General features: G+C 68.5%; 22 protein-coding genes, 1 tRNA gene, 1 pseudogene and 1 riboswitch. Of the genes and pseudogenes, 13 read left to right on the forward strand and 11 right to left on the reverse strand.

Annotated features, from left to right (window positions below):
• The first annotated feature begins 93 nt into the window (after positions 1-93).
• From QM721_RS02855 to QM721_RS02865, 3 genes are read left to right on the forward strand one after another with little or no spacing between them, the layout of a single operon-like run.
• A complete protein-coding gene (locus QM721_RS02855) occupies positions 94-879 on the forward strand; it encodes a (Fe-S)-binding protein (protein WP_415118782.1) in 786 nt (261 codons plus the stop codon).
• On the forward strand, positions 876-2,375 hold the full coding sequence (locus QM721_RS02860; protein ID WP_415118785.1) for a LutB/LldF family L-lactate oxidation iron-sulfur protein: 1,500 nt from the start codon (positions 876-878) through the stop codon (positions 2,373-2,375). Before QM721_RS02855 ends, QM721_RS02860 begins: the two co-directional genes overlap by 4 nt.
• Positions 2,372-3,031, forward strand: coding sequence for a LutC/YkgG family protein (locus QM721_RS02865; protein WP_415118787.1), 660 nt, complete (start codon positions 2,372-2,374; stop codon positions 3,029-3,031). The genes QM721_RS02860 and QM721_RS02865 overlap by 4 nt, the downstream gene beginning before the upstream one ends.
• 94 nt (positions 3,032-3,125) lie before the next feature.
• On the opposite strand, the gene QM721_RS02870 is transcribed toward QM721_RS02865, so the two are convergent.
• Positions 3,126-4,100 (reverse strand): glycosyltransferase family 2 protein, encoded by a 975-nt coding sequence (locus QM721_RS02870; protein ID WP_415118789.1) that lies wholly within the window; start codon positions 4,098-4,100, stop codon positions 3,126-3,128.
• Positions 4,101-4,336: 236 nt separating this feature from the next.
• Here QM721_RS02870 and QM721_RS02875 point away from each other — a divergent pair, with 236 nt between their 5' ends.
• From QM721_RS02875 to QM721_RS02890, 4 genes are read left to right on the forward strand one after another with little or no spacing between them, the layout of a single operon-like run.
• Positions 4,337-5,647, forward strand: a complete 1,311-nt coding sequence (locus QM721_RS02875; RefSeq protein ID WP_415118791.1) for a DUF6716 putative glycosyltransferase — start codon at positions 4,337-4,339, stop codon at positions 5,645-5,647.
• 2 nt (positions 5,648-5,649) lie between these two features.
• Positions 5,650-6,810: a cytidylyltransferase domain-containing protein gene (locus QM721_RS02880; protein WP_415118793.1), complete on the forward strand. Its 1,161-nt coding sequence runs from the start codon at positions 5,650-5,652 to the stop codon at positions 6,808-6,810.
• A complete protein-coding gene (locus QM721_RS02885) occupies positions 6,807-7,724 on the forward strand; it encodes an N-acetylneuraminate synthase family protein (RefSeq protein WP_415118795.1) in 918 nt (305 codons plus the stop codon). Before QM721_RS02880 ends, QM721_RS02885 begins: the two co-directional genes overlap by 4 nt.
• A gap of 7 nt (positions 7,725-7,731) precedes the next feature.
• Positions 7,732-8,772 (forward strand): hypothetical protein, encoded by a 1,041-nt coding sequence (locus tag QM721_RS02890; RefSeq protein ID WP_415118797.1) that lies wholly within the window; start codon positions 7,732-7,734, stop codon positions 8,770-8,772.
• 47 nt (positions 8,773-8,819) lie between these two features.
• Here QM721_RS02890 and QM721_RS02895 read toward each other — a convergent pair whose 3' ends face one another.
• Complete coding sequence (locus QM721_RS02895) at positions 8,820-9,770, reverse strand: Gfo/Idh/MocA family protein (RefSeq protein ID WP_415118799.1); 951 nt, start codon at positions 9,768-9,770, stop codon at positions 8,820-8,822.
• A 114-nt stretch (positions 9,771-9,884) separates the two neighbouring features.
• Between QM721_RS02895 and QM721_RS02900 the strand changes: the two genes are divergently transcribed.
• Positions 9,885-11,150, forward strand: a complete 1,266-nt coding sequence (locus QM721_RS02900) for an aspartate kinase (protein ID WP_415118801.1) — start codon at positions 9,885-9,887, stop codon at positions 11,148-11,150.
• Between the two features lie 52 nt (positions 11,151-11,202).
• On the opposite strand, the gene QM721_RS02905 is transcribed toward QM721_RS02900, so the two are convergent.
• Positions 11,203-12,066 (reverse strand): helix-turn-helix domain-containing protein, encoded by an 864-nt coding sequence (locus QM721_RS02905; protein ID WP_415118803.1) that lies wholly within the window; start codon positions 12,064-12,066, stop codon positions 11,203-11,205.
• Between the two features lie 60 nt (positions 12,067-12,126).
• A riboswitch (TPP riboswitch) is annotated at positions 12,127-12,231 on the forward strand.
• Between the two features lie 34 nt (positions 12,232-12,265).
• Between QM721_RS02905 and QM721_RS02910 the strand changes: the two genes are divergently transcribed.
• From QM721_RS02910 to QM721_RS02920, 3 genes are read left to right on the forward strand one after another with little or no spacing between them, the layout of a single operon-like run.
• A complete protein-coding gene (locus tag QM721_RS02910; RefSeq protein ID WP_415118805.1) occupies positions 12,266-13,342 on the forward strand; it encodes a thiamine ABC transporter substrate-binding protein in 1,077 nt (358 codons plus the stop codon).
• A 3-nt stretch (positions 13,343-13,345) separates the two neighbouring features.
• Positions 13,346-15,055 carry an ABC transporter permease gene (locus QM721_RS02915; protein WP_415118807.1) on the forward strand — a complete coding sequence of 570 codons (1,710 nt, stop codon included), beginning with the start codon at positions 13,346-13,348 and terminating at the stop codon, positions 15,053-15,055.
• A complete protein-coding gene (locus QM721_RS02920; RefSeq protein ID WP_415118809.1) occupies positions 15,052-16,107 on the forward strand; it encodes an ABC transporter ATP-binding protein in 1,056 nt (351 codons plus the stop codon). Before QM721_RS02915 ends, QM721_RS02920 begins: the two co-directional genes overlap by 4 nt.
• Here the strand turns inward: QM721_RS02920 and QM721_RS02925 are convergent.
• The 4 genes from QM721_RS02925 to QM721_RS02940 all read right to left on the reverse strand — a co-directional run bounded on the left by QM721_RS02925 (position 16,030) and on the right by QM721_RS02940 (position 18,804).
• A complete protein-coding gene (locus tag QM721_RS02925; protein WP_415118811.1) occupies positions 16,030-16,275 on the reverse strand; it encodes a DUF5652 family protein in 246 nt (81 codons plus the stop codon). The genes QM721_RS02920 and QM721_RS02925 overlap by 78 nt on opposite strands.
• Positions 16,276-16,304: 29 nt before the next feature.
• Positions 16,305-17,603 (reverse strand): hypothetical protein, encoded by a 1,299-nt coding sequence (locus tag QM721_RS02930; protein ID WP_415118813.1) that lies wholly within the window; start codon positions 17,601-17,603, stop codon positions 16,305-16,307.
• Positions 17,604-17,688: 85 nt separating this feature from the next.
• Positions 17,689-18,252 carry a hypothetical protein gene (locus QM721_RS02935; protein ID WP_415118815.1) on the reverse strand — a complete coding sequence of 188 codons (564 nt, stop codon included), beginning with the start codon at positions 18,250-18,252 and terminating at the stop codon, positions 17,689-17,691.
• A gap of 27 nt (positions 18,253-18,279) precedes the next feature.
• Complete coding sequence (locus QM721_RS02940; protein WP_415118817.1) at positions 18,280-18,804, reverse strand: hypothetical protein; 525 nt, start codon at positions 18,802-18,804, stop codon at positions 18,280-18,282.
• A 225-nt stretch (positions 18,805-19,029) separates the two neighbouring features.
• On the opposite strand from QM721_RS02940, the gene QM721_RS02945 reads away from it, so the two are divergent.
• Together QM721_RS02945 and QM721_RS02950 are read left to right on the forward strand one after the other, a co-directional pair.
• Entirely contained in the window at positions 19,030-20,130 is a 1,101-nt protein-coding gene (locus QM721_RS02945) for a sensor histidine kinase (RefSeq protein WP_415118819.1), read from the forward strand.
• The gene (locus tag QM721_RS02950; protein WP_415118821.1) at positions 20,127-20,786 is read left to right on the forward strand and encodes a response regulator transcription factor; all 660 of its coding nucleotides are present in this window, start codon (positions 20,127-20,129) and stop codon (positions 20,784-20,786) included. Before QM721_RS02945 ends, QM721_RS02950 begins: the two co-directional genes overlap by 4 nt.
• A gap of 113 nt (positions 20,787-20,899) precedes the next feature.
• Here the strand turns inward: QM721_RS02950 and QM721_RS02955 are convergent.
• The 4 genes and pseudogenes from QM721_RS02955 to QM721_RS02970 all read right to left on the reverse strand — a co-directional run.
• Positions 20,900-21,178 (reverse strand): annotated as a pseudogene (locus QM721_RS02955) (transposase); the annotation flags it as partial.
• Between the two features lie 551 nt (positions 21,179-21,729).
• A tRNA-Pro gene (locus QM721_RS02960) sits at positions 21,730-21,806 on the reverse strand.
• A 41-nt stretch (positions 21,807-21,847) separates the two neighbouring features.
• Positions 21,848-22,753 (reverse strand): metallophosphoesterase, encoded by a 906-nt coding sequence (locus tag QM721_RS02965; RefSeq protein WP_415118823.1) that lies wholly within the window; start codon positions 22,751-22,753, stop codon positions 21,848-21,850.
• A 9-nt stretch (positions 22,754-22,762) separates the two neighbouring features.
• Positions 22,763-25,141: a transglycosylase domain-containing protein gene (locus QM721_RS02970; protein ID WP_415118825.1), complete on the reverse strand. Its 2,379-nt coding sequence runs from the start codon at positions 25,139-25,141 to the stop codon at positions 22,763-22,765.
• Positions 25,142-25,257: the final 116 nt, after the last annotated feature.

The raw sequence follows: 25,257 nt of genomic DNA on the forward strand, positions 1-25,257 counted from the left end.
GATTTGCTACGAGCCCCGCCGTTGAGGGGCAGACTGGGCCTCAAGACCCTGCGCCCCGACCGGGCCGCAGTTCGATCGCAGAGGAGCACACCGATGAGCGCCCCGACCGGGACGGTGGCCCTGTTCGCCACGTGTATCAACGACACGCTGTTTCCTGAGACCCCCAAGGCCGTGGTGCGGCTGCTGGAACGGCTCGGTTGCCGGGTCGACTTTCCGTTGCAGCAGACCTGCTGCGGCCAGATGTTCACCAACACCGGCTACTTTCGCGAGGCCATGCCCTCGGTGCGGAACTTCGTCGACACCTTCGAAGGCTACGACTACGTGGTGGGGCCGTCCGGCTCGTGCATCGGCTCGGTGCGCGACCAGCACCCGATGCTGGCCGACCGCCTCGGCGATCATGCGCTGCAGCGGCGGGTGGACGCGATCGTGGCCAAGACCTACGACCTGAGCGAGTTTCTGGTCGACGTGCTGGGCGTGACCGACGTCGGGGCGTACTTTCCGCATACCGTCACCTATCACCCGACCTGCCATTCGCTACGGGTGACGAAGGTGGGCGACCGGCCCTACCAGTTGCTGAAGGCGGTGCGGGGGCTCACCCTGATCGAGTTGCCGAACGCGAATCAGTGCTGCGGCTTCGGCGGCACCTTCTCGGTGAAAAACTCCGACACCTCGGTGGCGATGGTCACCGACAAGGTGCGCAACGTGCTCGACACCGGCGCGGAATACGTCGTCACCGGCGACAACTCCTGCCTGATGAACATCGGCGGCGTGCTCAGCCGTGAGAAGGCGGGGGTCAGACCGATCCATCTAGCCGAGATTCTCGCCCGCACCGAGGCCGATTACGCCGGCTCGGTGGGTGAAGCCGTGGTGGCCCGATGACCGCCGAGCGCACCGCACCCGCCACGCACCAGCGCCGCACCCCCGCGCCGCCGCCGGTCACGCTGATTGGCATGCCGAAGTTCCCCAAGAACGCCAAGAAAGAGTTGGGTAACGAGCAGTTGCGCAACAATCTGCGGCACGCCACCACCACGATCCGCGATAAGCGGGCCCGCGTGGTCGAGGAACTGCCGCACTGGGAGCAGTTGCGGCTGGCCGGCGAGGCGATCAAGAACCGTACCCTGCGCCATCTCGACAGCTACCTGCTGCAGTTGGAAGAGTCGCTCACCCGCAACGGTGCGATCGTGCACTGGGCCAGCGACGCGGCCGAGGCCAACCAGATCGTGATCGACATCACCCGGGCCAAGGGTGCCGACGAGGTGGTCAAGGTCAAGTCGATGGCTACCCAAGAGATCGACCTCAACGAGGCCCTCGAAGAGGCCGGCATCGCCGCCTGGGAGACCGACCTGGCCGAATTGATCGTGCAGCTGGGCCACGATCGTCCGAGCCACATTCTGGTGCCGGCGATTCACCGCAACCGCTCCGAGGTGCGCGAGATCTTTCTCGAAGAGATGGGCCGCTACGGCACCCCGCCACCCGACGGGCTGACCGACGACCCGGCGATGCTGGCCGGTGCGGCCCGGGTGCACCTGCGGGACAAATTCCTGCGCGCCAAGGTGGCGGTCAGCGGAGCGAATTTCGCCATCGCCGAGACCGGCACCCTGGTGGTGGTCGAATCCGAAGGCAACGGACGCATGTGCCTGACCCTGCCCGAGACCCTGATCTCGATCGTCGGCATCGAGAAGACCTTGCCCACGTTCGCCGATCTCGAGGTGTTTCTGCAGTTGCTGCCGCGGTCGTCCACCGCCGAGCGGATGAACCCGTACACGTCGATGTGGTCGGGGGTGCGCGCCGGCGACGGGCCGCAAGAGGTGCATGTGGTGCTGGTCGACAACGGCCGCACCAACGTGCTCGCCGACGAGGTGGGCCGCCAGGCGCTGCGCTGCATTCGCTGCTCGGCCTGCCTGAACATCTGCCCCGTCTACGAGCGGGTCGGTGGCCACGCCTACGGGTCGGTGTACCCGGGGCCGATCGGCGCGATCCTCACCCCGCAGTTGCGGGGCATCGGCTCCGAGGTCGACCAGTCCCTGCCGTACGCGTCGTCGCTGTGCGGCGCCTGCTTCGAGGTGTGCCCGGTGCGGATCAACATTCCCGAGGTGCTGGTGCATCTGCGCAACAAGGTGGTCGAATCGCACGGGGTCACAGCCGAGGGCATGGTGATGAAGGGTGGCAGTTGGGTGATGGCCAAGGGCCGCAACCTGGCCCTGGTGCAGCATGGCTCGAAGCTGGCCGGACGGCTGCTGCCCGGCCAAGTGATCGGCCCGATCCCCATTCCGGGCCCCGCCGCCGGCTGGACCGATGCCCGCGACCTGCCCAAACCACCCCGGCAGACCTTCCGCGACTGGTGGGTCAAAGAGCATCAGGAGCCGCAATCATGAGCAGCAGGGAGGCGATTCTGGGCCGCATTCGCGCCGGCCTGGCCGACGTCACGCCGATGGCGCCGGCCGAGGACGTGGCGGTGGACTGGGTCTACGGGCAACGTCCCCCGGGGGCGGCGGACGATGTGCTCGGCCTGTTCGTCGAAAGGGTCGAGGACTACCGGGCCGTGGTCGAGCGGGTTGCCGCCGGTGACGTTGCCGACCGCATCGCCGCTGCCCTGACCGGGAGCCAAGTCACCTCGGCGGTGCTGCCCGCGGGTGTGCCGCAGGACTGGCGCCGGGCGGTGGCGGCGGCCGGAATCACAGTGGTCGCCGACGATCCGGTGCTCAGCCACGCTGAACTCGACGCCACCGGCGCGGTGGTCACCGCCTCGCGGGTGGGCATCGCCGAGACCGGCACGATCGTGCTCGACCACGCCGCCGACCAGGGCCGGCGTGCGCTCTCGCTGGTGCCCGACCTGCACGTCTGCGTGATCACCGCCGACCAGGTCGTCTCAGACGTGCCCGAGGCGGTCGTGCGGCTGCAGGCGTCCATCGACCAGCGGCTGCCGCTGACCTGGATCAGCGGGCCGTCCGCCACCAGCGACATCGAGCTCTCCCGGGTCGAGGGCGTGCACGGGCCCCGCACGCTGCACGTGCTGTTGGTCACCGGATAACCCGTTGGGGACGTGCTGATTTTTCGCTGGCCGAGCATGTCGAGACCTCGGATTGAGTGCTCTCACTAGGGGTTTCGACAAGCTCGACCGGCGATCAGGCCACCGTGGCGAGCGCTGCCGGGTTGCGCCGCATGCGGGTCAGCAGGCTGCGCCGCCGGGGCGAGCCCTGGCTCAGCACATGTTCGAGCACGTCTTGAGGCATGGCGTCCAGGGTCTCGATCGAGCGTTCCACCAGGCGTTGCTGCAGATCGAGCGATAGTTGGGCGCGCTTGGTGACGTGAAAGTTGATCAGGGCGCAGGTGGCGTCCACCGCCTTGGGCAGCAGCAAATCGGCCTCGGGGTCGGCCCTGGTCTCGGCCAGCACCAACGCCATGGCGTCCAGAAAGTGCAGGTGCCGGTCGTCGTCGAGTTGGCTGAGCGAGTCGGGCTCGCCGTGCCGGTGGAACACCCCCAGCAACCCGACCGTGGCGAAGCTCTCGGCCGCACGGTGCAACCGCCACACCCAGTGCCGGTCGGCGCAGGTGCGCAGGTTCTCGTCGAAGGTCAGCAGTCCCCGCTCGGCGAGCTTTCGGTGGTGCACTCCGGCCCACGCCATGGGGTAGTCGACCGAGGTGGAGCGAAACGGGGGAGCGATCGCCGAACGGGGCGGAATCACCAGATTGCGCCGGGTCTCGGGCGAGCGGACGACCGTGCGCCGCCGTCCGGTGACCCGAACGTGATCGGTGCGCACGAACTCGCAGCCCAGCCGTTCGATCACCCGCACCAGTTGGTCGAGGTAGCCCGGGCCGATCCAGTCGTCGGCGTCGAGCCAGGCCAGGTAGGTGCCACCGGCCCGCGCCAGCCCGGTGTTGCGTGCCGCGCTCAGCCCCCGGTTGGCCTCGTGCCGCAGCACCCGGGCGCCCGGCAGGTCGACGGTGAGCTTGTCGAGCACCGCGGCGGTGCGATCGGTGGAGCCGTCCTCGACGAACACGAACTCGAAGTCACCGCGCAGGTTGCCGTGCAGGCTGCGCACCAGCGTCGGAAGCCGGCCAGCCACGTTGTAGCAGGGGATGATCACCGACAACTTCACAACCGCGACTCCTCACGTGGCCCGCTCCGTCGCCCGTTCTGGGCCACGCTGCCCCCACAGCCCGGCACTGGCTTTGATGCTGGCCGCAGCGCGTGACGAACAGAAAACAGCCGTGTGACGAGTCGGTGAACTCCGCACCGGGGTCGCCATCGGCGGGGGTTGGACTTTCGTCGTTGTTCACCGAGGCGCCGTTCGCAGTTGGTCAGGGCGTCGGGCCGGCTGCCTAGCGTCGAGGCATGACCGCTAGTCCATGGACGGCCGGTGCCCGGCCCCGGGTGCTGGTGCTGGCCGACACCGACAGCCGCTGGAAGTGGGGCTTTCTCACCGCGCTCCAGTTGTTCCCGACCGGAGCCCACCGCGGTCTGCTGCTGAACTCGAGCCGGGTGCCGTCGCACCGGCAACTGGCCGATACCGGCGTCGCGGCGCAACCCGACCTGGTGGACGGGGTGCCCGACTTCGTCGAGTTGCCCGAGCTGAGCCAGGTGGACGTGATCGTGCTGGCGCTGCCGGGCGGTGCCGTCCAGGCGGTGCTGCACGGTCTGGCCAGGCGCTGGCAGCAGCCGGCGCGGCGTCCCCTGGTGGTCAGCGGCTACGTGGGCGTGGTGTACGAGAAGCACGCTGAAGGGCTGCTGCTGCGTTCCGGTTCGGACGTCATTTTGGCCAACAGTCCGGCCGACGCGGACGCGTTCAGGCGGATGCTTGCCGGCGCGGGTGCCGACCCCGCGGTGGTGCTCGAAACCGTGTTGCCGTTTCTGGGCGATCCCGGTTCGGTGCGCGGGCACGACGGGCCGTTCACCGTCACCTTCGCCGCCCAGCCCGGAGTGCCCGGTGCGCGGGCCGACCGGGAGTTGGTGTTGCGCCGGCTGGTCAGGCACGCCCGGCTCTACCCCGAGCGGGAGGTGTTGCTGAAGGTGCGCGGAATGCTCGGCGAACGAACGACCCACGTGGAGCGCTACCCGTATCAGCAGTTGGCTGCCCGGCTCGGGGTCGAACGGCCGCCGAACCTGACGATCGTTCACGGCAACATGGGCGAGGTGCTCGAACGCACCGACCTGTTGGTCACGGTGTCGTCCACGGCGGCGGTCGAGGCGATGCACCGGGGCATTCCGACCGCGATCCTGACCGATTTCGGGCTGAAGGAACGCCTCGGTAACCACTACTTCATCGGGTCGGGCTGCCTGGCTGGGTTCACCGAACTCGACAACGGCGCGCTGCCGGTGGCCGACCCGGTCTGGGCCAGTTCACGCGGACTGGGCCCGAGCACGGCCGTCGAGCGGGCCAGGGCCGCTGTCGCCGCCCGGGTCGCTGAGCAGGCGCGGCCCCCGCTGCGGCCCTTCTACACCATGGAGAACGCCTCGGGCATGCTGCCGCAGTTGCTCGGCCGCTACGACCTCGACGGCCATGGGCATGCCTTGGAGGCTGACGACGCCGCGCTGCTCGCCCTGCACGGAGCCGTGCGCTCGCTGGTTTCGCGAGCGGCTCGGACGGCCTATCGTCAGGGCGTCGAAACGGTCGCTCCCGCACTGCGGCGATTGGCCCGGCTGTGACGGTGCTGGCGGTGATCCCGGCCCGCGGCGGCTCCAAGGGAGTGCCGGGCAAGAACCTCGCTCGGGTGGGCGGGGTGCCGTTGCTGGTGCGGGCGATCCGGGCCGCGCAGGAGTCCGAACGAGTCGATGCGATCGTGGTTTCGACCGATGACGACCGCATCGCCGCGCTGGCCTTGCAGTCCGGGGCCGTGGTGATCCGGCGGCCCGCCGCGCTGGCGGGCGACGAAGCGTCCAGCGAGTCGGCGCTGCTGCATGCCTGGGAGGCGTTCGAGAACGAGTCCGACGAGGCTGTCGAGGTGCTGGTGATGCTGCAGTGCACCAGCCCGTTCATCACTCCCGCTGAGGTCGGGGCCTGCGTCGACGCTGTCTTCGCCGGGGCCGATTCTGCGTTCACGGCGGCACCCACACACGGTTTCGTGTGGCGTCGCGACTCGGCCGATGCGGTCGGAGTGAACCACGACAAGGCCTTTCGTCCCCGGCGGCAAGACCGCGAGCAGGAATTTCTCGAGACCGGCGCCGTGTACGCGATGACTGCCTCCGGGTTCTGGAGGCACCGGCACCGCTTCTTCGGCCGCACCGAACTGATCGAGACCGACCCCGGACGGGTGCTCGAGATCGACGAACCGAGCGACGTGGAGCGGGCCCGGGCGTTGGCACCGCTGTTCGATGCGCCGGCGAACGTTCCGGGCCGCGACGACATCGATGCCGTGGTGCTCGACTTCGACGGCACCCAGACCGACGATTCGGCCCTGCTGGCTGGCGACGGCACCGAGCAGGTGCGGGTGCACCGCGGTGACGGCCTGGGCATCGCCGCCCTGCGCCGCGCCGGTCTACGGGTCTTGATTCTCTCCAGTGAGGTCAACCCCGTGGTGAAGACCCGGGCAGACAAGCTCGGCGTACCGGTCATCCACGGGGTGGCCGATAAGGGCGTCGTGTTGCGCGACTGGTGCGGCAGCGAAGCCATCGACCCCGCCCGCGTGCTCTACGCGGGCAACGACGTCAACGATCTCGGTTGCTTCGAGGTCGTGGGGTGGCCGGTCGCGGTCGCCTCGGCACACCCGGCCGTGCGCGATGCCGCGCGGCTCGTCACCTCCGTGCCGGGTGGGTACGGAGCCGTGCGTGAAATCGCCTCGTGGATTCTCGGAAAGGAAATCGCACCATGATCAACACCACTCGTGAGCGGCTGATCGGAGATCGCCCGGTCGGCCCTGGCCGCCCCGTCTATGTGACGGCAGAGATCGGTCTCAACCACAACGGCAGCGTCGACACCTGCCTGCAGTTGATCGACGTCGCGGTGGCCGCGGGCGCCGACGCGGTCAAATTTCAGAAGCGCACCCCAACGGTGTGCACCCCCCGCGACCAGTGGGACGTCGAGCGTGACACGCCCTGGGGCCGGATGACCTATATCGACTACCGGCACCGCATCGAGTTCGGCGCCGACGAGTACCGCGCGATCGACGCCTACTGCGCCGAGCAGGGCATTGCGTGGTTCGCCTCACCCTGGGATGTCGAGAGCGTGGAATTTCTCAACGACTTCGACGTGCCCGCGCACAAGATCGCCTCGGCCTGCCTCACCGATGACGAATTGCTGCGGGCGGTGCGGGCCTCGGGAAGAACCGCCATTCTTTCCACCGGCATGTCGACCCCGGCCCAGATCAGGCACGCGGTCGAGGTGCTGGGCAGCAGCAACGTGATTCTGGTGCACGCCACATCGACCTACCCGGCGGCCAACGACGAGGTGAACCTGCGCATGATCAACACCCTGATGGCCGCCTACCCCAATGTGCCGATCGGCTACTCCGGCCACGAGCGCGGCCTGCAGACAACGGTCGCCGCCGCCGCGTTGGGCGCCTGCTTCATCGAACGGCACATCACCCTCGACCGCACGATGTGGGGTTCTGATCAGGCTGCCTCGCTCGAGCCGGCGGGGCTCAGCCGGCTGGTGCGCGACGTCCGGGTGATCGAAGAGGCCCTGGGCGACGGGGTCAAGCACATCTACCCGGGGGAACGCGCCGCGCTGCGCAAGCTGCGCCGGGTGGCCGGCGTGATCGCCGAGGCTGCCGATCAGGTGGCCTGAGGTCACCGTGGCCAAGAAGCGCAAGCAGCGACGCGACACCCTGGCGCTGGTCGAAAGCCCGGCACAATTGCTCAATGTGATCGAGTGGGCCCACCACCACGACGCGTTGAAGCAGACCCGGCTAGCGGTGTTGCCGCCCCGCGAAGCGACCACCAGGCTGCAGCTTGAGTCGATGGCCGACCTTGCTCGTGAAGCCGGGCTGGCCGTGAGCTGGTACGAGCCGAGACGGTCGGCCGCCGCGATGGTTGCCGTGGCCTGGGAACTGTTCCCGCGGCTGGCCAAGGCTCATCGGCTGGTGGTCGGCGACCCGTTCTCGCGGTTCGTGCAGGCGGTGTTGCCGCTGGCCGACGTGCGTGAGGTGGCGGTGGTCGACGACGGCACGGCGACCATCTCGTTCATCGCGCAATTGACCCGCGGCGACCGGTTGGCTCGCTGGCATCTGGCCGCAGCGGGGCGTGACGTGGTGGTCGATTTGTTGTCAGACCATGCGCGGGCATTCTTCACCCCGTCGGTGCGCGACGCTCGAGGGGTCGAGGTGTTCACCGCGATGCCGGTGCAGGCACCCGAGGGCACCCGACAAAGCGCCAACACCTTCGCCTGGACCCGCAGCCGGTTCGGCCCGCCGGCGGTGACCGACACCGTCGATGTGGTCGGCACCTCGCTGGTCGAGAGCGGAGTGGTGGACGCCGATCACTACCTGGCCGGGGTGCGGGCGGTGAGCCAACGGTTCGGCGCCGGCCGCTACTTCGCCCACCGTCGTGAGAACGACGCGAAGCTGGCCTCCATCGCGTCGGCCACCGGGCTGGCCATCGTGCGACCCGATCTGCCGCTCGAGCTCGCGGTGCGGCGAGGCCCGGTGAGCCGGCTGATGGTCAGCTACCCCTCGACGGTCATGCACACGCTGCCGCTGGTGCTGGCAGACACCGGCATCGACCTGGCGGTCGCCGACGTGCCGTCGGAATGGCTCGGGGGTGGAGCCCCAGCCGGCGCGGGCGACTTTCTCACCACGGTGACCAGCACGGCACGGCAGCGTCACGGGTTGGTCTGAGCTCAGCGCAGCGTGAAGCGGGTCGTCGGGGTCGTTGCTCCTGGGCCTCAGAGTTGGCCGAGCACCTCGGCCATGATCTGCTGAACCGCGATCGAGTCGTCCAGCGGCATGACCGGGCTTTCGGTGAGTCCGGCGGCCAGGCATTGCCCGACGTGCTCGATCTCGTAGCGGTAATCGGAATCGAATTCCAGGGTCTCTGGGGTCTTGCCCCGCCAGATCGTCACCGAGGCCGCCCGGTGGAACCGTGGGTGCACGTCGACCCAGCCCTTGGTGCCGGTCAGCATCATCCGCCCCGGTCCGTAGGCGGTGAAGGCGCCGGCCAGGGTGGCTGAGCGGCCGTCGTGGTAGCCGAGCAGCACCGAGAACTCGCCCTCGACGCCGCTGGGGTAGCGTCCGCCCACTGCCCGCACGGTCTGGGGGGTGCCGAGAAAGTGCTGCGCGAACGAGATCACGTAGACCCCCAGATCGAGCACGGCGCCGCCGCCCTTGGCCGGGTCGAACAGACGATCCGTGGCGTCGAACTCGCGAAAGGCGGTGAGGTCGCCCTGGCAGCCGCGCAGTTCGCCGATCTCACCCTTGGCGATCACATCGCGCAGGTGTGCGATGGCGGGGTTGAACCGGGTCCACATGGCCTCCATGGCGAAGACCCCCGCGGCCCGGGCTGCGGCCACGATCCGCTCGGTGTCGGCCACCGTCGCGGTGAACGCCTTCTCGACCAGGATCGCCTTCCCGGCGGCGATGGCGGCCAGCGCGATGTCGGTGTGCTGCGGGTGCGGCGTGGCGATGTAGACGGCGTCGATCGCCGGGTCGGCGACCAGCGATTCGTACGAGGCGTGCCAGCGTGCGATGCCGTGCTCGGTGGCGAACGACTCGGCCCGCTCGGCTGATCGTGAACCCACCGCCACCAGCTCGGCATTCGGTGCGGTGTGAAACTCGGGGACGATGGCGGCCGCCATGCGACCGGGGCCGGCGATCCCCCAGCGAATCGGTGTGGTCATGGCGTTCAACCTACTGGTCGGGCGGATTCGTCCGCCCGCTGGGCGACCACCGAGCGTCCGCGGCGCCGGTTCTGGCAAAGTAGTCAAGGTTGAACACAGGCGAGAGGAAAGACCTTGCGGGTCGTCCAGAAGTTCGGCGGATCGTCGGTGGCCGACGCGGCCAGCATCAAGCGGGTTGCGCAAAGGATTGTCGACACCAAGGCGCGCGGCGCCGAGGTGGTCGTGGTGATCTCGGCGATGGGCGACACCACCGATGAGTTGATGGATCTGGCGCTCGAGGTGTCGCCGCAGCCGCGTCCGCGCGAACTCGACATGCTGCTGACCGCCGGCGAGCGGATGAGCGCCGCGCTGCTGGCCATGGCGATCAACGACCTGGGCTTCGAAGCCCGCTCGTTCACCGGCTCGCAGGCCGGTGTGATCACCACCGGCACCCACGGCGACGCCCGGATCATCGACATCACCCCGGGCCGGATCAAGACGGCGCTCGACGACGGCGACATCGTGATCGTGGCCGGGTTCCAGGGGGTCTCTCAGACCTCCAAGGACATCACCACGCTGGGCCGCGGGGCGTCCGACACCACGGCGGTGGCGCTGGCCGCGGCGCTGAGCGCCGACTACTGCGAGATCTACTCCGACGTCGACGGGGTGTTCACCGCCGACCCGCGGATCGTGCCGGGCGCGACCCGCATTCCCGAGATCAGCTATGAAGAGATGCTCGAGATGGCGGCGCAGGGGGCCAAGATCCTGCACCTGCGCTGTGTCGAGTACGCCCGCCGCGAGAACGTACCGGTGCATGTGCGGTCGTCGTTCTCGACCAAGTCGGGCACCTGGGTCAAAGACATCGAAATCAAGGAGGGCGGCATGGAACAGCCGTTGATCACCGGCGTTGCGCACGACCGCAGCGAATCGAAGATCACCGTGGTCGGCGTGCCCGATCGGGTGGGTGCCGCCGCCGCGGTGTTCAGCGCCGTGGCCGAAGCCGGGGTGAACATCGACATGATCGTGCAGAACCAGTCGATCGCCAACGACAACACCGCGATCACCTTCACCCTGCCCGGCGGCGACAAGGTCAAGGCGCTGGACGCCCTGCACGGTGCCCGCGAGAGCATCGGCTTCGCCGAGATTCTGTACGACGACACGATCGGCAAGGTGTCGGTGATCGGCGTGGGCATGCGCTCGCACCCCGGGGTCTCGGCCACCTTCTTCAAGGCACTGGCCGAGGCGGGCATCAACATTCAGATGATCAGCACCTCAGAGATCCGGATCTCGGTCGTGGTGGGCATCGACGACGTGAACGCCGCCGTCCGGGCCGCCCACACGGCCTTCGGCCTCGACTCGGTGAGCGGCGAAGCGGTGGTCTACGCCGGCACCGGGCGCTGACCCCGGGCGAGAGTGCTCTAGTCGAGGTCTCGACACGCTCGGCCAGCGACAATCAGCGCTGCTCCGAGAACCGCACGGCAGCCTTGAACTGCGCCGCGATCGACGAGCCCAGGTTCAGCGGCCAGCGGTGCATCACGTACTCCGCGGCCTCGTCGACGCCCAGCCTGCGGGTGGAGTTGCCGTTGCGCACCCACAGCTCGGGCGCGGCGCCCTTGTTCGCCCGCAGATACACCGGACGCGGCGACGGCTGGCAGCTCACCCGGCAGGCCAGCCGGTCACCGGCCTCGCTGGGCAGGGTGGCGAAGTCGACACTCACCAGGGCCGAAGCATTCTGCCCGAGCGTGGTGGTGAGCAGGTCGGTGAGCCACAGCTCGAAACGGTCGGCGTCGGGGCTCTTCAGCGTGGCGAGGTCGGCCTCCAGGCCGAGCGGGCGCCCGGCGTCGTCGACCCCGATCACCAGGGTGCCGCCGTCGGCGTTGAGAAAGGCGCAGGCGGTCTTGGCGATCACCTGCTCCATGCGGTCGTCCTTCTGCCCGGTGTGCAGGTTGATCCGGGCGGTCGACTTGAACTCGACCCGGGCCGATTCTCCGGCCGTGATCAGCTCGGGCAGGGTGGTTCGCCGAGGCTGCTGGAAGTGGGCCGCCACGGCGGCGTAGGCGGTGATTCCGGCCACCGACAGGCCCAACGACAACGCGATCGGGACGACGCCCAACAGCGACTGTTCCGGCGTCAGCCAGCCGGTCAGGATCAGGCCAAGGGCCATGCCCAGCAGGCAGATCACGATGGACGCCGACGGTGCCAGCCGGGCCCGTCCGCGAAGCAGCCAGCGGGCCAACACGCTGATCGCCCAGGCCGCTGCCAGCGCGATCACCAAAGTCAGCCCCACCCCTGACACGGGCACAGCCTGGTCGTCCACCGTCGCTCCCTTCGAGATGCGCGGGCTCAACCTTACTTAAGCGTTCGCGGGGGTAGAGTGGGCCGACGACAGGGGAGCGCCGCCGGGCGCTGAGAGTGCGGGCAGCCGCAGACCCTCGAACCTGATCCGGTTAGCACCGGCGTAGGGAGTCGGGAAATCTCCTCACCACGGGTGAGCCCTCCGATGAGGAGGAACGCAGATGTCGATCGTCAAGGCCCTCACGGCCAGCACGGTGCTGGCGGTGCTGGCCGGTTGTGCAGGCGCCCCGGCCGGGTCCGGCTCGGTGAGCGCGTCCGGGTCGCCATCGGCGCTCACCGAGCCGAAGCAACTGACCGTGGTCACCCACGACTCGTTCGCGATCAGCGACGAACTCAAGCAGCAATTCGCCCAACAGACCGGCTACACCGTCACCTATGTGGCCCCCGGTGACGGGGGTGCGCTGGTCAACCAGTTGATCCTGACCAAGGACTCGCCGTTGGGCGACGTCGTCTTCGGCATCGACAACACCTTCGCCGGCCGGGCGATCGCCGCAGGGGTGCTCAGCCCGTACACGCCGGCCGGGCTGCCGGCCTCCGTGGCGCAGCTGCAGGCGGACGAGGCCGGCGCGCTCACCGCCGTCGACTTCGGCGACGTCTGCGTGAACGCCGACCGCCGGTGGTTCGCGGCCAACGATCTGGCGCTGCCGGTCACCCTCGACGACCTGGCCAAGCCCGACTACCAGGACCTGTTCGTGGTGCAGAACCCGGCCTCGTCGTCGCCCGGCCTGGCCTGGCTGGCCGCGACCGTCGCGGCCAAGGGCGAGAGCGGTTACCTCGACTACTGGACGGCGCTGAAGGCCAACCGGGTCACCGTGGTGAAGGGTTGGACCGAGGCGTACTCCACCGAGTTCTCCGGGTCGTCGGGTAAGGGTTCGAAGCCGCTGGTGGTTTCGTACAGCACGTCGCCGGCCTTCGAGGTGCCCAAGGGTGGCAAGCAGTCGAACACCGTGGCGTTGTTGCAGACTTGTTTTCGCCAGGTGGAGTACGCGGGCGTGATCGCGGGGGCGCGCAACGAGGTGGGTGCGCGCGCGTTCGTCGACTTCATGTTGAGCAAGCAGGTGCAGGCCGACATTCCTGGCCAGATGTACATGTACCCGGCTGACACCTCGGTGGAATTGCCCGAGGACTGGAAGCAGTTCGCCCCCCTGTCGAGCACCCCCTTCACGGTGCCCGCGGACGTGATCTCGGCCAACCGCGACACCTGGATTCGCGACTGGACCGCTACGGTGATCGGCTGAGCGATGCCCACCCGTACGCCCCGACGACGGGTCTCGACCCGCTCAGCCGGCGGTGGGGGCGTCAGGCCGACCCCGCTGGCCGTCACTGTTTGGACGCTGGCGGTGCTGGTCCCGGTCGGCTTCCTGGCGGTCTTCTTCGCCTGGCCGGTTGCCGCCCTGGTGGCCAAGGGGTTCGTCACCGACGGCGGTCTCAGCCTGGAGGGCGTACGCGGCGTGCTGTCGACCCCCCGCACCTGGCGGATCATCGGCCAGACGCTGGGTCAGGCGATCGCCGGGACGGCGGCGGCCGTGCTGCTGGGCGTCCCGGGTGCCTACCTGCTCTACCGCTGCCGCTTCCCCGGTCGGGAGTTCGTGCGGGCGCTGGTGTCGGTGCCGTTCGTGCTGCCCACCGTGGTGGTCGGGGTGGCGTTCCGGTCACTGTTCGCCAGCACCGGCCCGCTCGGATGGCTGGGCCTCGACGAGACCTTCGCGGCCATCGTGGTGGCGCTGGTGTTCTTCAACTACTCGGTGATCGTGCGCACCGTCGGTGCGCTGTGGGCCCGGCTCGACCCGCGCGCCGCCGAGGTGGCGCTGGTGCTGGGGGCGTCCCCGGTGCGGGTGTTCTGCACCGTCACGCTGCCGGCCCTGGCGCCGGCGATCGTGTCGGGGGCGTCGCTGGTGTTCTTGTTCTGCGCCACCGCGTTCGGCATCGTGATGGTGATGGGCGGGGTCAGTTTCAGCACCATCGAGACCGAGATCTGGTACCAGACCACCCAATTGCTCGACCTGCCGGCCGCGGCGGCGCTGTCGGTCGTGCAACTGGTCGTGGTGGCCGGGTCGCTGCTGGCTGCCGGACGCGCCCGGCGCCGCTCGGAGCACGCGCTCACACTGCGCGGGGACGCCGGCGCCGAGCAGCAGTGGCGGCTGGCCCGTGACCTGGTGCCCACGATCGTCACTGCGGTCGTGGTGGCGGGGCTGCTGCTGACCCCGCTGCTGCACGTGGTGGTGCGCTCGTTCGTCACCGCCGAGGGCTGGGGCTGGCGCAACTACGCGCTGCTGGCGACCACTGGCGGCGGCAGCCTGAGCGTGCCGGTGTGGACGGCGGTCGCCAATTCGCTGGCGATCGCCGTGCAGGCGTCCGCGCTGGCGCTGAGCCTGGGCGTGCTGGTCAGCCTGATTGCATCGAGGCGTCCCCGGCACCGCGGACTGGCCGCTGGGGTGACAATGCTCGACGCGCTGTTCATGCTCCCGCTGGGAGTGTCGGCGGTGACCGTCGGCTTCGGGTTTCTGATCACCCTGAACCGGCCGCCGTTCGACCTGCGCAGTTCACCGGTGCTGATTCCGATCGCGCAGGCCATCGTGGCGTTGCCCCTGGTGGTGCGCACATTGTTGCCGGTGCTGCGGGCGATCGAACCACGCCAGCGCGAGGCGGCGGCGATGCTCGGCGCGGGCCCCGGGCGGGTGCTGGCCAGCATCGACGGGGTGCTCGCGCTGCGTGGGCTGGGGCTGGCCGCCGGTTTCGCCTTCGCCACCTCACTGGGCGAGTTCGGGGCCACGTCATTTCTCTCCCGGCCCGACCACCCGACGCTACCGGTGGTCATCTTTCGGCTGATCGGACGCCCCGGTGCCGATAACTTCGGCATGGCGCTGGCGGCGGCGGCGGTGCTGGCGGTGCTGACCACCGCGGTGATGGCGGCAGCAGAACTGGTCAGGCCCAGGGAGGCGGAATTGTGAGCGGATTGGACGTCGCCGGTGCGGTGGTGCGCTACGGCGACCTGGTGGCGGTCGACGGCGTCGACCTGGCCCTCCACAGTGGCGAGATCGTGGCGCTGCTGGGGGCGTCCGGGTCGGGCAAGTCGTCTTTGCTGCGCGGCATCGCCGGGCTGGAGCCGCTGGCTGCTGGCCGGGTGGCATGGGACGATCGAGACCTTTCGGCCGTACCGGTGCACCAGCGCGGTTTCGGCCTGATGTTCCAAGACGGGCAGTTGTTCAGCCACCTGAGTGTGGCCGGCAACATCGCCTACGGGCTGTATCGCGAACCGAAGCCGGCCCGGCGTCCCCGCGTCGAAGAGTTGCTGAGCCTCGTGGGCCTGCCCGGCTACGCCAACCGCAAGGTGAGCGAGCTGTCGGGTGGGCAGGCGCAGCGGGTGGCGCTGGCCCGGTCGCTGGCACCGCGGCCGCGGCTGCTGCTGCTCGATGAGCCGTTGTCGGCGCTCGACCGCAACCTGCGCGAGCACCTGGTCGGGGTGCTGGGCGAGGTGCTGCGGACGACCGGCACGACGGCGCTCTACGTCACCCACGACCAGGACGAGGCGTTCGCGTTGGCCGACCGGGTGGGGGTGATGGCCGAGGGCCGCATGCTGCAACTCGACGCTCCAGACACGCTGTGGCGGCGTCCGGCCTCGCGGGCGGTTGCCGGTTTCTTGGGCTACGAACCGTTCCTGGAAGCCGCGGCGGCCACCGGGCTGGGCCTGGTGGGTGCCGATGCTGGTGAGCTGGTCGGCATCGGTCCTGCCGGGCTGGTCGTGGACGCCGCGGGCGTCGCGGTGCCCGTGGTCGGGCAGCGCTACCAGCGCGGTGAGGTGCTGATCGACGTCCGGCTGCCCGACGGGCAACTCGCCACGGTGCGCACGGCTCAGAAGCACGACGGCGCCGAACTGGCAGTCCGGCTCGACCCGGCCGGCTGCGCCGTGATCGCCGCCGACGGGTCAGCGCAGGTCGGCGTCGGTCTGTCGTCCCCACAGCAGGTAGGCCGCCGGCAGCAGCCCGACCGAGTTCACCACTGAGAGGGCGAGCGCCCAGCCTGCCTTGGGCCCACGGACCTTCTGCTGCGGTCGGGCGGCCAGGTCAGCCAGCGCCCAGGCCCGCAGAGCCAGATCGGCGGTCGCGACCGCGACCAGTACCCGGCGCTTGCCGCGACCCTCGTCGCTCGGCTTTGACGCAACTCGTGCCATGGTGACCTCCTGCCTCGATTGCTCCCAGTCTACGAGCCGGACTGCTGGTCCACCTGCGGTTGGCTGGGGCCGCCGGCCGATTTCGCGGGCATCGGATCGGTGCGCCAGAGCACGCTCAGGATCGCTAGCACCGCCGCCAGCCCGGCCACCGTGCCGATGATCGTGCTGGGCTGCAGGGGACGGTTCGCCCACAGATGGGCGGCTGCCAGCAGCGCCGCCACGGCACGCACCCAGCCCCGCGCGGTGTAGAGCCAGCCGCCGAAGCGCCCGGGGTCGAGGCCCAGGCGGTCACGGCTGCGGCGCAGAGCCGTGCCGGCACGCGTCAGGGCGATTCGCACCCGGGTGGCAGTTCGTGACCTGCCGCGGTACCACGCCAGAAGGGCCACGGTCAGGCCCAGGGTCAGCAGGGTGAGTGCGACGTCGCTCAGCACACTGGTGAGGGGGGTGACGAGCAACTCCACGACGTCCCTCGGCATCACCGAGGCGGGCACCAGCGTCGGCACCAGCGATCGGGCCGCCGAGAGCGCGCCCAGCACGGTGCCGGCCCCCAGCGCGACCGCCAGGGCGGCTCCCACTGTGGCACCACTACGGCTGTTGGCCACCAGCACGCCACCGACGGCCAGCGCGACGACCAGCCAGGGCAGCCACGGAGCCAGTGCCATGGCGAGCAGGTAGTAGCGCTGCAGGTCGGTGAGTTGGGTGCTGGGCACGATCACGATCGTCCGGTCGACGGCGGGAATGCGCGAGGCGATCGCGATGCCGCGGTCGATCAGGCCGGCTTTCACCCGTTCGATGATCGGCGCCAGCCGAATGCCCAGGCCCTGGCCGGTGATGGCCGCAGTGGTCGCCGGGTCGCCGTTCAGGGCGCCGACGAGCTGGGTGTGGCTGATTCGCAGGGTCTGTTCCCAGGTGCCGGCGAACGAGTCGGCGGCGATCACCTCGCCGGTCACCCGGTTGATCGTGCCGCGCAGGCCTTCGATGGCCGGACCCTCAAGCAGGCCCACGGCGGCCGACAACCGGGGCCGGTCGCCGACTGCCGACTGCAACCCCGACACCACGGTGCCGACCAGTTGCTCGATGCCGAGTTGCTGCTCGATCAGGGTCGAGACCTGATCAGTGAGGTAGGCCTGCACCGCCGGCTCGTCGATCACCGGCGCAAAGCTGGCGACGAAGACGTCGGTGTCGGTGAGCGTCGGCTTTGCCGAGGTGCTGATCATGGCCACCGGGGTGAGCAGGCCGGCCAGCACGATCAGCACCGCGGCCAGCGCGCTGCGCCAGGTGGCTGTGCGGCGGGACGGCGGGGCGTCGGGGTGAGTGGGCTGCGGCATGGGAGGGCCTCATCGCGTCGGGGAGCGGAACGAACACCGCAAGTCTCTCAGCCAGATGCCTGCGGCGTCGGTGGTGTGAACCGCTCTATCGGCGTAGCCGGGCGGCTTGCTCGCTGGCTTCGCGGACGATCGCGTACTGCTGGTCGATCATCGGCGCGGTGCGGGCGACCCTGCGGGCTTCGACACACCGGTGGGCGAGCCGGATCGCCAGCCAGCAGATCAGGCCGGCGGCGCCCACGGGAATGGAAAAAGCCCAGAGGCCGGCTCCGATCGCGAAGACAGACCCGGCGAGAAGAGCCGATCCGGCGACGCCGAAGGCCAGGGCGGTGGCTGTGGCGGCGGTGGTTCGCGACTTCTCGAGGTGGCTGATCGTGGCCAGAGCCTTCTCGGCGGTGCGTTGTAGTGCGGTGAGCAACGGGCGGTTGCGCAGGTTGCGGTCGCGCTTGAGCCCGATCGCTACCGATCCGACCTTGCGGATGCTGGTGGTACGCCGTTCGACCAGCCAGCCGAAGCTGCGGTAAGTGTCTTTGTAGAGCGATTCGAGGTCGTGATCAGCGGTCACGGTGAGATATTCGTAGCCGACGTAGCCCTGGTACCCCGGATGGCCGGGGTACCAGGTGGGCTCGCCGGTGGCGGGCACGGTGGTCATGGGTGAGTCTGTTCGGGGTCAGCCGAGTCAGGCTGCGAGAAGTCGTCCGGCCTGTTCGCCGGCCCGGTAGACGGTGTCGTACTCGCGGTCGATCAGCGGGGTGACGTGGGCGGTCTTGTTGGCCCTGACCTTGCCGTGAGCGAAGTATCCGGCGGCCCAGCCGGCCAGCCCGATGACACCGAGCGGAATGCCGAGAGCCCACAGGTTGGCGGTGATCGCGAAGATCGACCCGGCGAGGAAGCCACTGCCGATGATGCCGAATCCGAGGGCAGCGAGTGTCGCAGCGGTGTCTTTGGAACGCTCCAGTCCGGCGATGGCGGCCAGGGCGTGCTCGGCCTCGCGCTGCAACTCCATCACCGAGGCGCGGTTGGCGATGCGGCGGTCGCGTTTGAGCTTGAGTGACACGGTGCTCAAATTCGGAATTGTGGTGCCGTAGCCCTCGACGATCCAGCCGAAGTTGCGGTAGGTGTCCTTGTAGAGGGGCTCAAGCTCGCGGCTGGGTTGGATGGTCAGGTACTCGTAGGCGACGAAGTCGGTTGTGCTGGCGGTCATGGTCGTTCTCCTCCTGTAGCGGGCCCCGGTTGGGGTGATGCTTCAATCCTTGCTGTCGGCAACGGTGTGCGAATCGTCCGTCTGGATGAACCTCTCGTACTGCGTGCGGAGTATGTGCGCGGTGCTCCTCGATGCGAGCATGAGTGAGTGACGACGGCTCCGAGCACCGCGTGGACTGCGCGGGCGCCCCTGTGGGTGCGGGGGTCTCGCGTGCTCGAGATCGCGATGCTCGTGGTCATTGGGCTGGCCACAGCGGTGGAGTTGGCGAACGCCATCGTCGAGCAAAGCCCAGGCGGTCTGCTGGCCGCGGCAGTGATCGCGGCCGCAGTGGTGGTGGGCTACCGGATCCAGCCGTACCTGGGGCTGGCCTTGGTGGCCGCTTCGCCGCTGGTGGCCGCAGCGGTGGGGTGGCCGCCCATTCACAACTGGTCGATGGCCTGTTTCGCGGTGCTGCTGCTGACCTTGCGCGGCTTGCCGGGCCTGGTGAGCGGGTTGCTGGCCGGGCTGGCGAGTCTGCTGGCCGTGGGATGGTACGCGGGAACGTTGTCGGTGAACGACAATCCGCAGGCGTCGATCGCTGCCGCGGCGGTCTTGGCATGCGCAGCGACGGGGAGCGCGATTCGGGGGCAGCGGCAATACCTTGCCGAACTGGAGCAGCGCACCCATGACGCGATCGCCGCCAGACAGGTCGCTGTCGACCGCAGCGTGGCTGAAGAGCGGGTACGGATCGCCCGGGATCTGCACGACAGCGTGGGCCACAAGATCGCCGTGCTGAGCATGCACCTGGGTAGTGCCGAGGTGCATCTTCCGCCCGGCGCCGAAGCTGCGGCAGCCGATCTGGCTGCGGCGCGGGTCGCGGTGCAGTCGGTGTTGCGTGAGACTCAGGAGATCTTGCGGGTGCTGCGGGTGGCGGGGGATTCGGCCAGTGTGGCACCCACCCCAGATCACAGCCAGATCCCGGACCTGGTGAACTCGGTGGAGGCGGCCGGTCTTGACGTCGACGCGCGGTTGACGGGTTTGCAGCGTCCTTTGGTGCCGACGGTCAGCGCCGCGGCCTACCGAATCACCCAGGAGTCGCTCACCAACGCACACAAGCACGGTGCCGGTCCGGTCTCGCTGCGGGTCGACGTTACGGATGAGCAGGTGTCGATCGAAGTGGCCAACCTGCGCCGCGCCGACGCCCTCGAGACCGCCGGTGGCGGCCACGGAGTGGTAGGCATGCAGGAGCGGGCCGCCTCCGCTGGGGGCTGGCTCGAGGTGCGCGTGGACGAAACGGTGTACACCGTGCTGGCCTGGCTGCCGGTGGTCGGGGAGGGTGGACGATGATCCGGGTTCTGTTGGTCGACGACCAAGAGATGATTCGCACCGGTCTGCGGACGATCGTCGACGCGCACCCTGACCTGGAGGTGGCCGGAGAGACCGGTGATGCGTTCGCGGCACTGAAACTGCTTGGTGATCTTCAGGTCGATGTCGTACTGATGGACATCAGAATGCCCGGCATCGACGGAGTGGAGGCGACTCGCCGGATTCGCCTCGCCTATAGCCCAGAACAACTGCGGATCCTGGTGCTGACCACCTTCGACCAGGACGAGAATGTGCTGGCTGCCGTGCGGGCCGGTGCCGACGGCTTCTTCAGTAAGGGCGCGAGCCCGGCCGAGTTGACCAGGGGCATCCTGCGGGTGGCCGAGGGCGGGCGGGCGATGTCGGCAACCGCGGTGGATGCGTTGTTCGACCATGTCGCCGACGACAGGGGAGCGCCCGCGGATCCGAAAGCTGCCGCCTTGTTCAGTGCACTCACACCGCGGGAACTGGAGATCGTCCAGGCGATTGTCGGTGGACTCGACAACGCCCAGATCGCCGCTGACCTTTTTGTCTCACCCTTCACGGTCAAGACTCACGCCAACCGCGCCATGATGAAGGTCGGGGCCCGAGACCGGGCCCAGTTGGTGTCCATGGCCGTATTGGCCGGCATCCGTCCCTGACGGCGATCGGCAGCCAATCGCCGGCATTCTCCGGCGGGCGCGTCGTGGCTGTGAGGACGGCGGCGGACGTCGCGGGTGATGTCATCGCCAGTTGGGTGACTCTAGGTTTACTCCGCTGGGGTCTCCTTGTCGGAATGCGCTGTCACCAGCGTCGCGTCAACATCGATCGTGAGCGGATCGGCCACGCTGGCCCGATGGGCCGGGGAGTGCTCACCAGCCAGCCGCCAGGCCCGCGCACGGGCCGTGTTGATCGCTGTCAACACGTTCGGGGCATCGGCGGCGAGCAGGCTGATCAACCGTGAGATCGTCGGGTCGGGCGCGACCGGGCCATACACGGCCGGCTCACCCCGCAACACGCCGGCATCGGCCAGGCAATCCCCACCCAAAGCGATATCACGGTTGCGGATAGCGGAGTATCGCATTTGCGCTCAGCGGAGTATCACATTTGGGTGAGCCCAAGGAGCCGGTTTGCGGGGTCGGACGCGACTTCTTGGCAGCGGCCACAGCCGGCCGGTGTTGTGTGGCCCGCCGCCGCCTGGAGTTCACGGATGGCTGGGCCAGCCAGTGCGGTGCAGGTCAGGCCGACATGCCGGAGGCCCGGTCACGTGTCCGTCGTCGTCGCGCCAGAAGAGCAGCCGTTCCATCCGACTCACGCATGCTCGTGCGGGTGTGACCTGAGATCGCTGAGCATCGAAGGCGGGGAACCCGGACGGAGGAAAGCCGGCTTCAGTCTTCAGTTCACTGGCACGCCAAGTCCTTGTTCGTTTGGGTGACGCCCGCGATCTACTGCTTCTGGATCGGGTACCCCTTCTCGGGGTGACAGTGTGCGCAGAAGCCCGCAGAAGCCCGCTCGAGTTGGCTGTCCTTAGGATGCGGTTAGGATGCAAGACGCCGAAAGCCGCTCCGACTGGGATCGTAATCCCTAGCCAAAGCGGCTTTCCGCTGGTCGGGGTGACAGGATTTGAACCTGCGACCTCATCGTCCCGAACGATGCGCGCTACCAAGCTGCGCCACACCCCGATGGCCCAGTGGGCCGACGTGCAGTCTATACGAGTCGGCGGCTACGAGCCATTCGGGTTCGCCCCGGTCAGGGTCAGCACCGTCACCTCGGGGGGGCAGGCGAACCGGTAGGTGGCGAACGGCGATGACCCCATGCCGGCCGAGACGTGCAGCCAGGACGTCCGATCTTCGACGGTGTGCCGAGACAGCCCCTTGGCGCGAATCGTGTCGAGGTCGCAGTTGGTGACCAGCGCACCGTAGTACGGCACGCAGACCTGGCCGCCGTGGGTGTGGCCGGCCAGGATCAGGTCGACGCCGTCGGTGGTCATGGCGTCGAGCACGCGCAGGTAGGGGGCGTGGGTCACACCGATCGACACGGCGGCCTCCGACGAGGGTGGTCCGGCCACCAGGGCGTAGTCGTCGCGCCCCAGGTGCGCGTCGTCGGTGCCGCGAAACTCGAAGGTGACGCCCCGCACTGTGATCAGCGTGCGGGCGGTGTTGACATCGACCCAGCCCCGCTCGGCGTAGGCGTTGCGCAACTCCTCGACGGGCAGCGATCGGCGCTGGTCGCTTCGGCCCTCGGTGGAGCGAATCAGATAGGCCATCGGCGGGCGGAACGTGGGTGCCTCGTAGTCGTTCGACCCGAAGACGAATACGCCGGGAACATCCCGCAGTCGCCCCCAGGCGCGAGTCAGCGGTTCGAGGGCGTCCGGCTCGCACCAGTTGTCTCCGGTGGTCACCACCACGTCGGGCTCGAGCCCGGCCAGCGCGCTGATGAACTCGGTCTTATAGCGCTGACGGGCCATCAGGTGAATGTCCGAGACGTGCAGCAGCCGCAACGGTGTCGAGCCCGGCGGTAGAATCGGCACGTTTTGTCGCCGCACCACGAAATGCCTGGCCTCATAGAAGCCGTAGGCCACGCAGGCTGCACCGACGGCCGCTACGCGGCCCAGTAGGGCTCCGATCACGATGTAGTTCTACCGCGTTTTCGTCGGCTTCGGGGTGGGCTTCTCGTCGTCCTTCTTCTCGTCGTCCTTCTTCTCGGTCTTCTTCGTGACCGGGCCGGCCGAGATCAGAATCCGAATGCTGGTGCCACGCACAGCGACCCCCGACGGGTTGAGGCCCAAATAGGTGCCCTTCGGCGTATTGCTGGCGATCGTGTCGGTGTAGGAGTTGAAGCCGGCCCTGTTCAGCAGGATGCGGCAGGTGGCCACCGTCGCCCCCGAGCAGGACGGCACGTCGACCTTCTTGCCGGCCAGGATGCCGTAGGGCGGGTCGACGAAACCGGGTGTCTTGGGGAATTCCTTGAGCGCGGCGGTCATGGCGGGCTTGAAGATGTGCTGGCCGGCTGTTGGCCCACCGAAGCCGTTGAGGACCACGTGCGAGTGCTTCATGTACGCGCCTTTGAGGTACTGGCTGCGGCCTTTCCAGAACTTGACGAAGCGGGGATCGCTGGAATAGCTGATCATCGCGCCGCCGGCCAGGTTACGGGTGAACCCGACCAGCCAGGCGGCCCTGTTGTCGGGCACGGTGCCGGTCTTGCCAGCAAGGGTGTAGCCGGGCACTCGGCCGGCAACGGCGGTTCCGGAGCGGAACGGCCCTTGGAATATCTTGCTCAGGGCGTCGGCGATGCCCTCGTCGAGCACCCGGCGACAGTTGGCACTCGGCGCCTCGATAGACCCGCCTTCGGCGGTCTTGATCGATTCGACGATGACCGGCTCGCATCGAATTCCGCGCGCCGCGATGGTCGCGTAGGCGTTGACCAGCGACAGCGGCGAGACCTCGACAGCGCCCAGGGTGAATGAGGGGTAGTTGCTGTAGGTCTTGGTCAGGGCGTCGCCCTTGGTATCGGACGACACCTCCAGGCCGAGCGCATCGGCGATCTTCGTGGCGTCACAGAGGTTGGCGGCTGACTCCAAAGCGGTGAAGTAGCCGTTGACCGATTCCGCCGTTCCGGAGAACAGGTTGAAGGTGCCGCTTTCGCCGAACACATTATGCGTTCGGGTGAAGGTGAAGGGCCCTTGGCACGATTGGAAGCGCATGCCCCGAATGTTCATCGGCGATTTGACCCTGACGGTGCCGTAGGCGCCCAAGCCGTTCTTGAGCGCGGCGGCCGCGACGAACAACTTGAACGTGGACCCGCCCTGATAGCCGTTACCGCCGCCCATGCTCTTGCCCACCGCGTAGTTCCAGTAGGTCTGGCTCTTCTTGGTGCCCATCGAGTTGCGGTTCTGCGCCATCGCGACGATCAGGCCGGTGCCGGGCTGGATCATCACCATCACCGCGTCGACCGGGTCGCGCGGGTCGAGGTAGTTGCTGATCGCCTTTTCGGTCTTGCGCTGCACCTTGGGTTCGATGATGGTACGAATCGTGAGGCCGCCGCGGTAGAGGGCGTTCGCGCGGTCTTCGGTGGTGGCGCCGAGGTTTGACGAGGCCAGCAGGGTGCGCTTCACGTAATCGCAGATGAACGGAAACTCGCTATTTGCGCAGCCGTGCAGCTTCGACTTGGCCTTCACCAGCCCGAGCGGGGTGGCCTTGGCTGCGGCAGCCTGCTGTGGGGTGATCACGTTCACTTCGGTGGACGCCATGCGGTCGAGCACGTCGTTGCGGCGCTGTTTCGCGACGAGTTCGAGGCCGGGGGTGCGGGGGTTGGTGCCCACCGGGTTGCGCACCATGCCGGCCAGCATCGCGGCCTGCTGCAGGTTCAGCTTGCTGGCGTGCACGCCGAAGTAGTTGAGGGCGGCCGCCTCGACGCCGTAGGCCCCGTCGCCGTAGTAGGCGATGTTGAGGTAGCGCTCAAGAATCTCGTCCTTGGTGAGCTGCTTCTCCAGGGCGATGGCGTAGCGCAACTCCTGGATCTTGCGTGAGAGCGTGTTCTCTTGCGCCTTCTGCACGCCCTCGCTGTCGCCCTTGGCCTGGGCGGCGCTGATCAGGGTCATCTTCACGTACTGCTGGGTGAGCGTCGAGGCGCCCTGGGTGTTGCCGCGCACGGTGCTGACCAGTGCGCGCAGCGTGCCCTGCAGGTCCATCGCGCCGTGTTCGTAGAAGCGGTGATCCTCGATGGCGATCTGCGCCTGCCGCATCACCGGGGCGATCTTGTCGAGCGTGACGTACTGGCGGTTCTCGTCGTAGAAGTTGACCAGCGTCGAGCCGTCGGCCAGCAGCACCTTCGACTTCTGCGCGAGAGGCTGTTCGACCAGTTCGGCAGGCAGCGCGTCCATGGCTGTGGCGGTGGTCTTGCCCACCTCGGCCGTCATGCCTGCGACGGGGACGACGAGACCCGCTATCAACAAGCCGCCGAGCACGCTGACCACCAAGAACATGACCAGCGAATAGAGCCTCTTCCCCAAACGCATGGCCACCAGACTACGTGACCACCCAAGGTGGGCCCGTATCGACCGTGCGCCCAACCCGAAAGTTCAGTCCAGAGGTCGGCCGGCGAGAGATTCAACGGTTCGACGCCGTGTTGCTG

Source organism: Micropruina sp. (genome assembly GCF_047602085.1).
Classification (GTDB): Bacteria; Actinomycetota; Actinomycetes; order Propionibacteriales; family Propionibacteriaceae; genus Micropruina.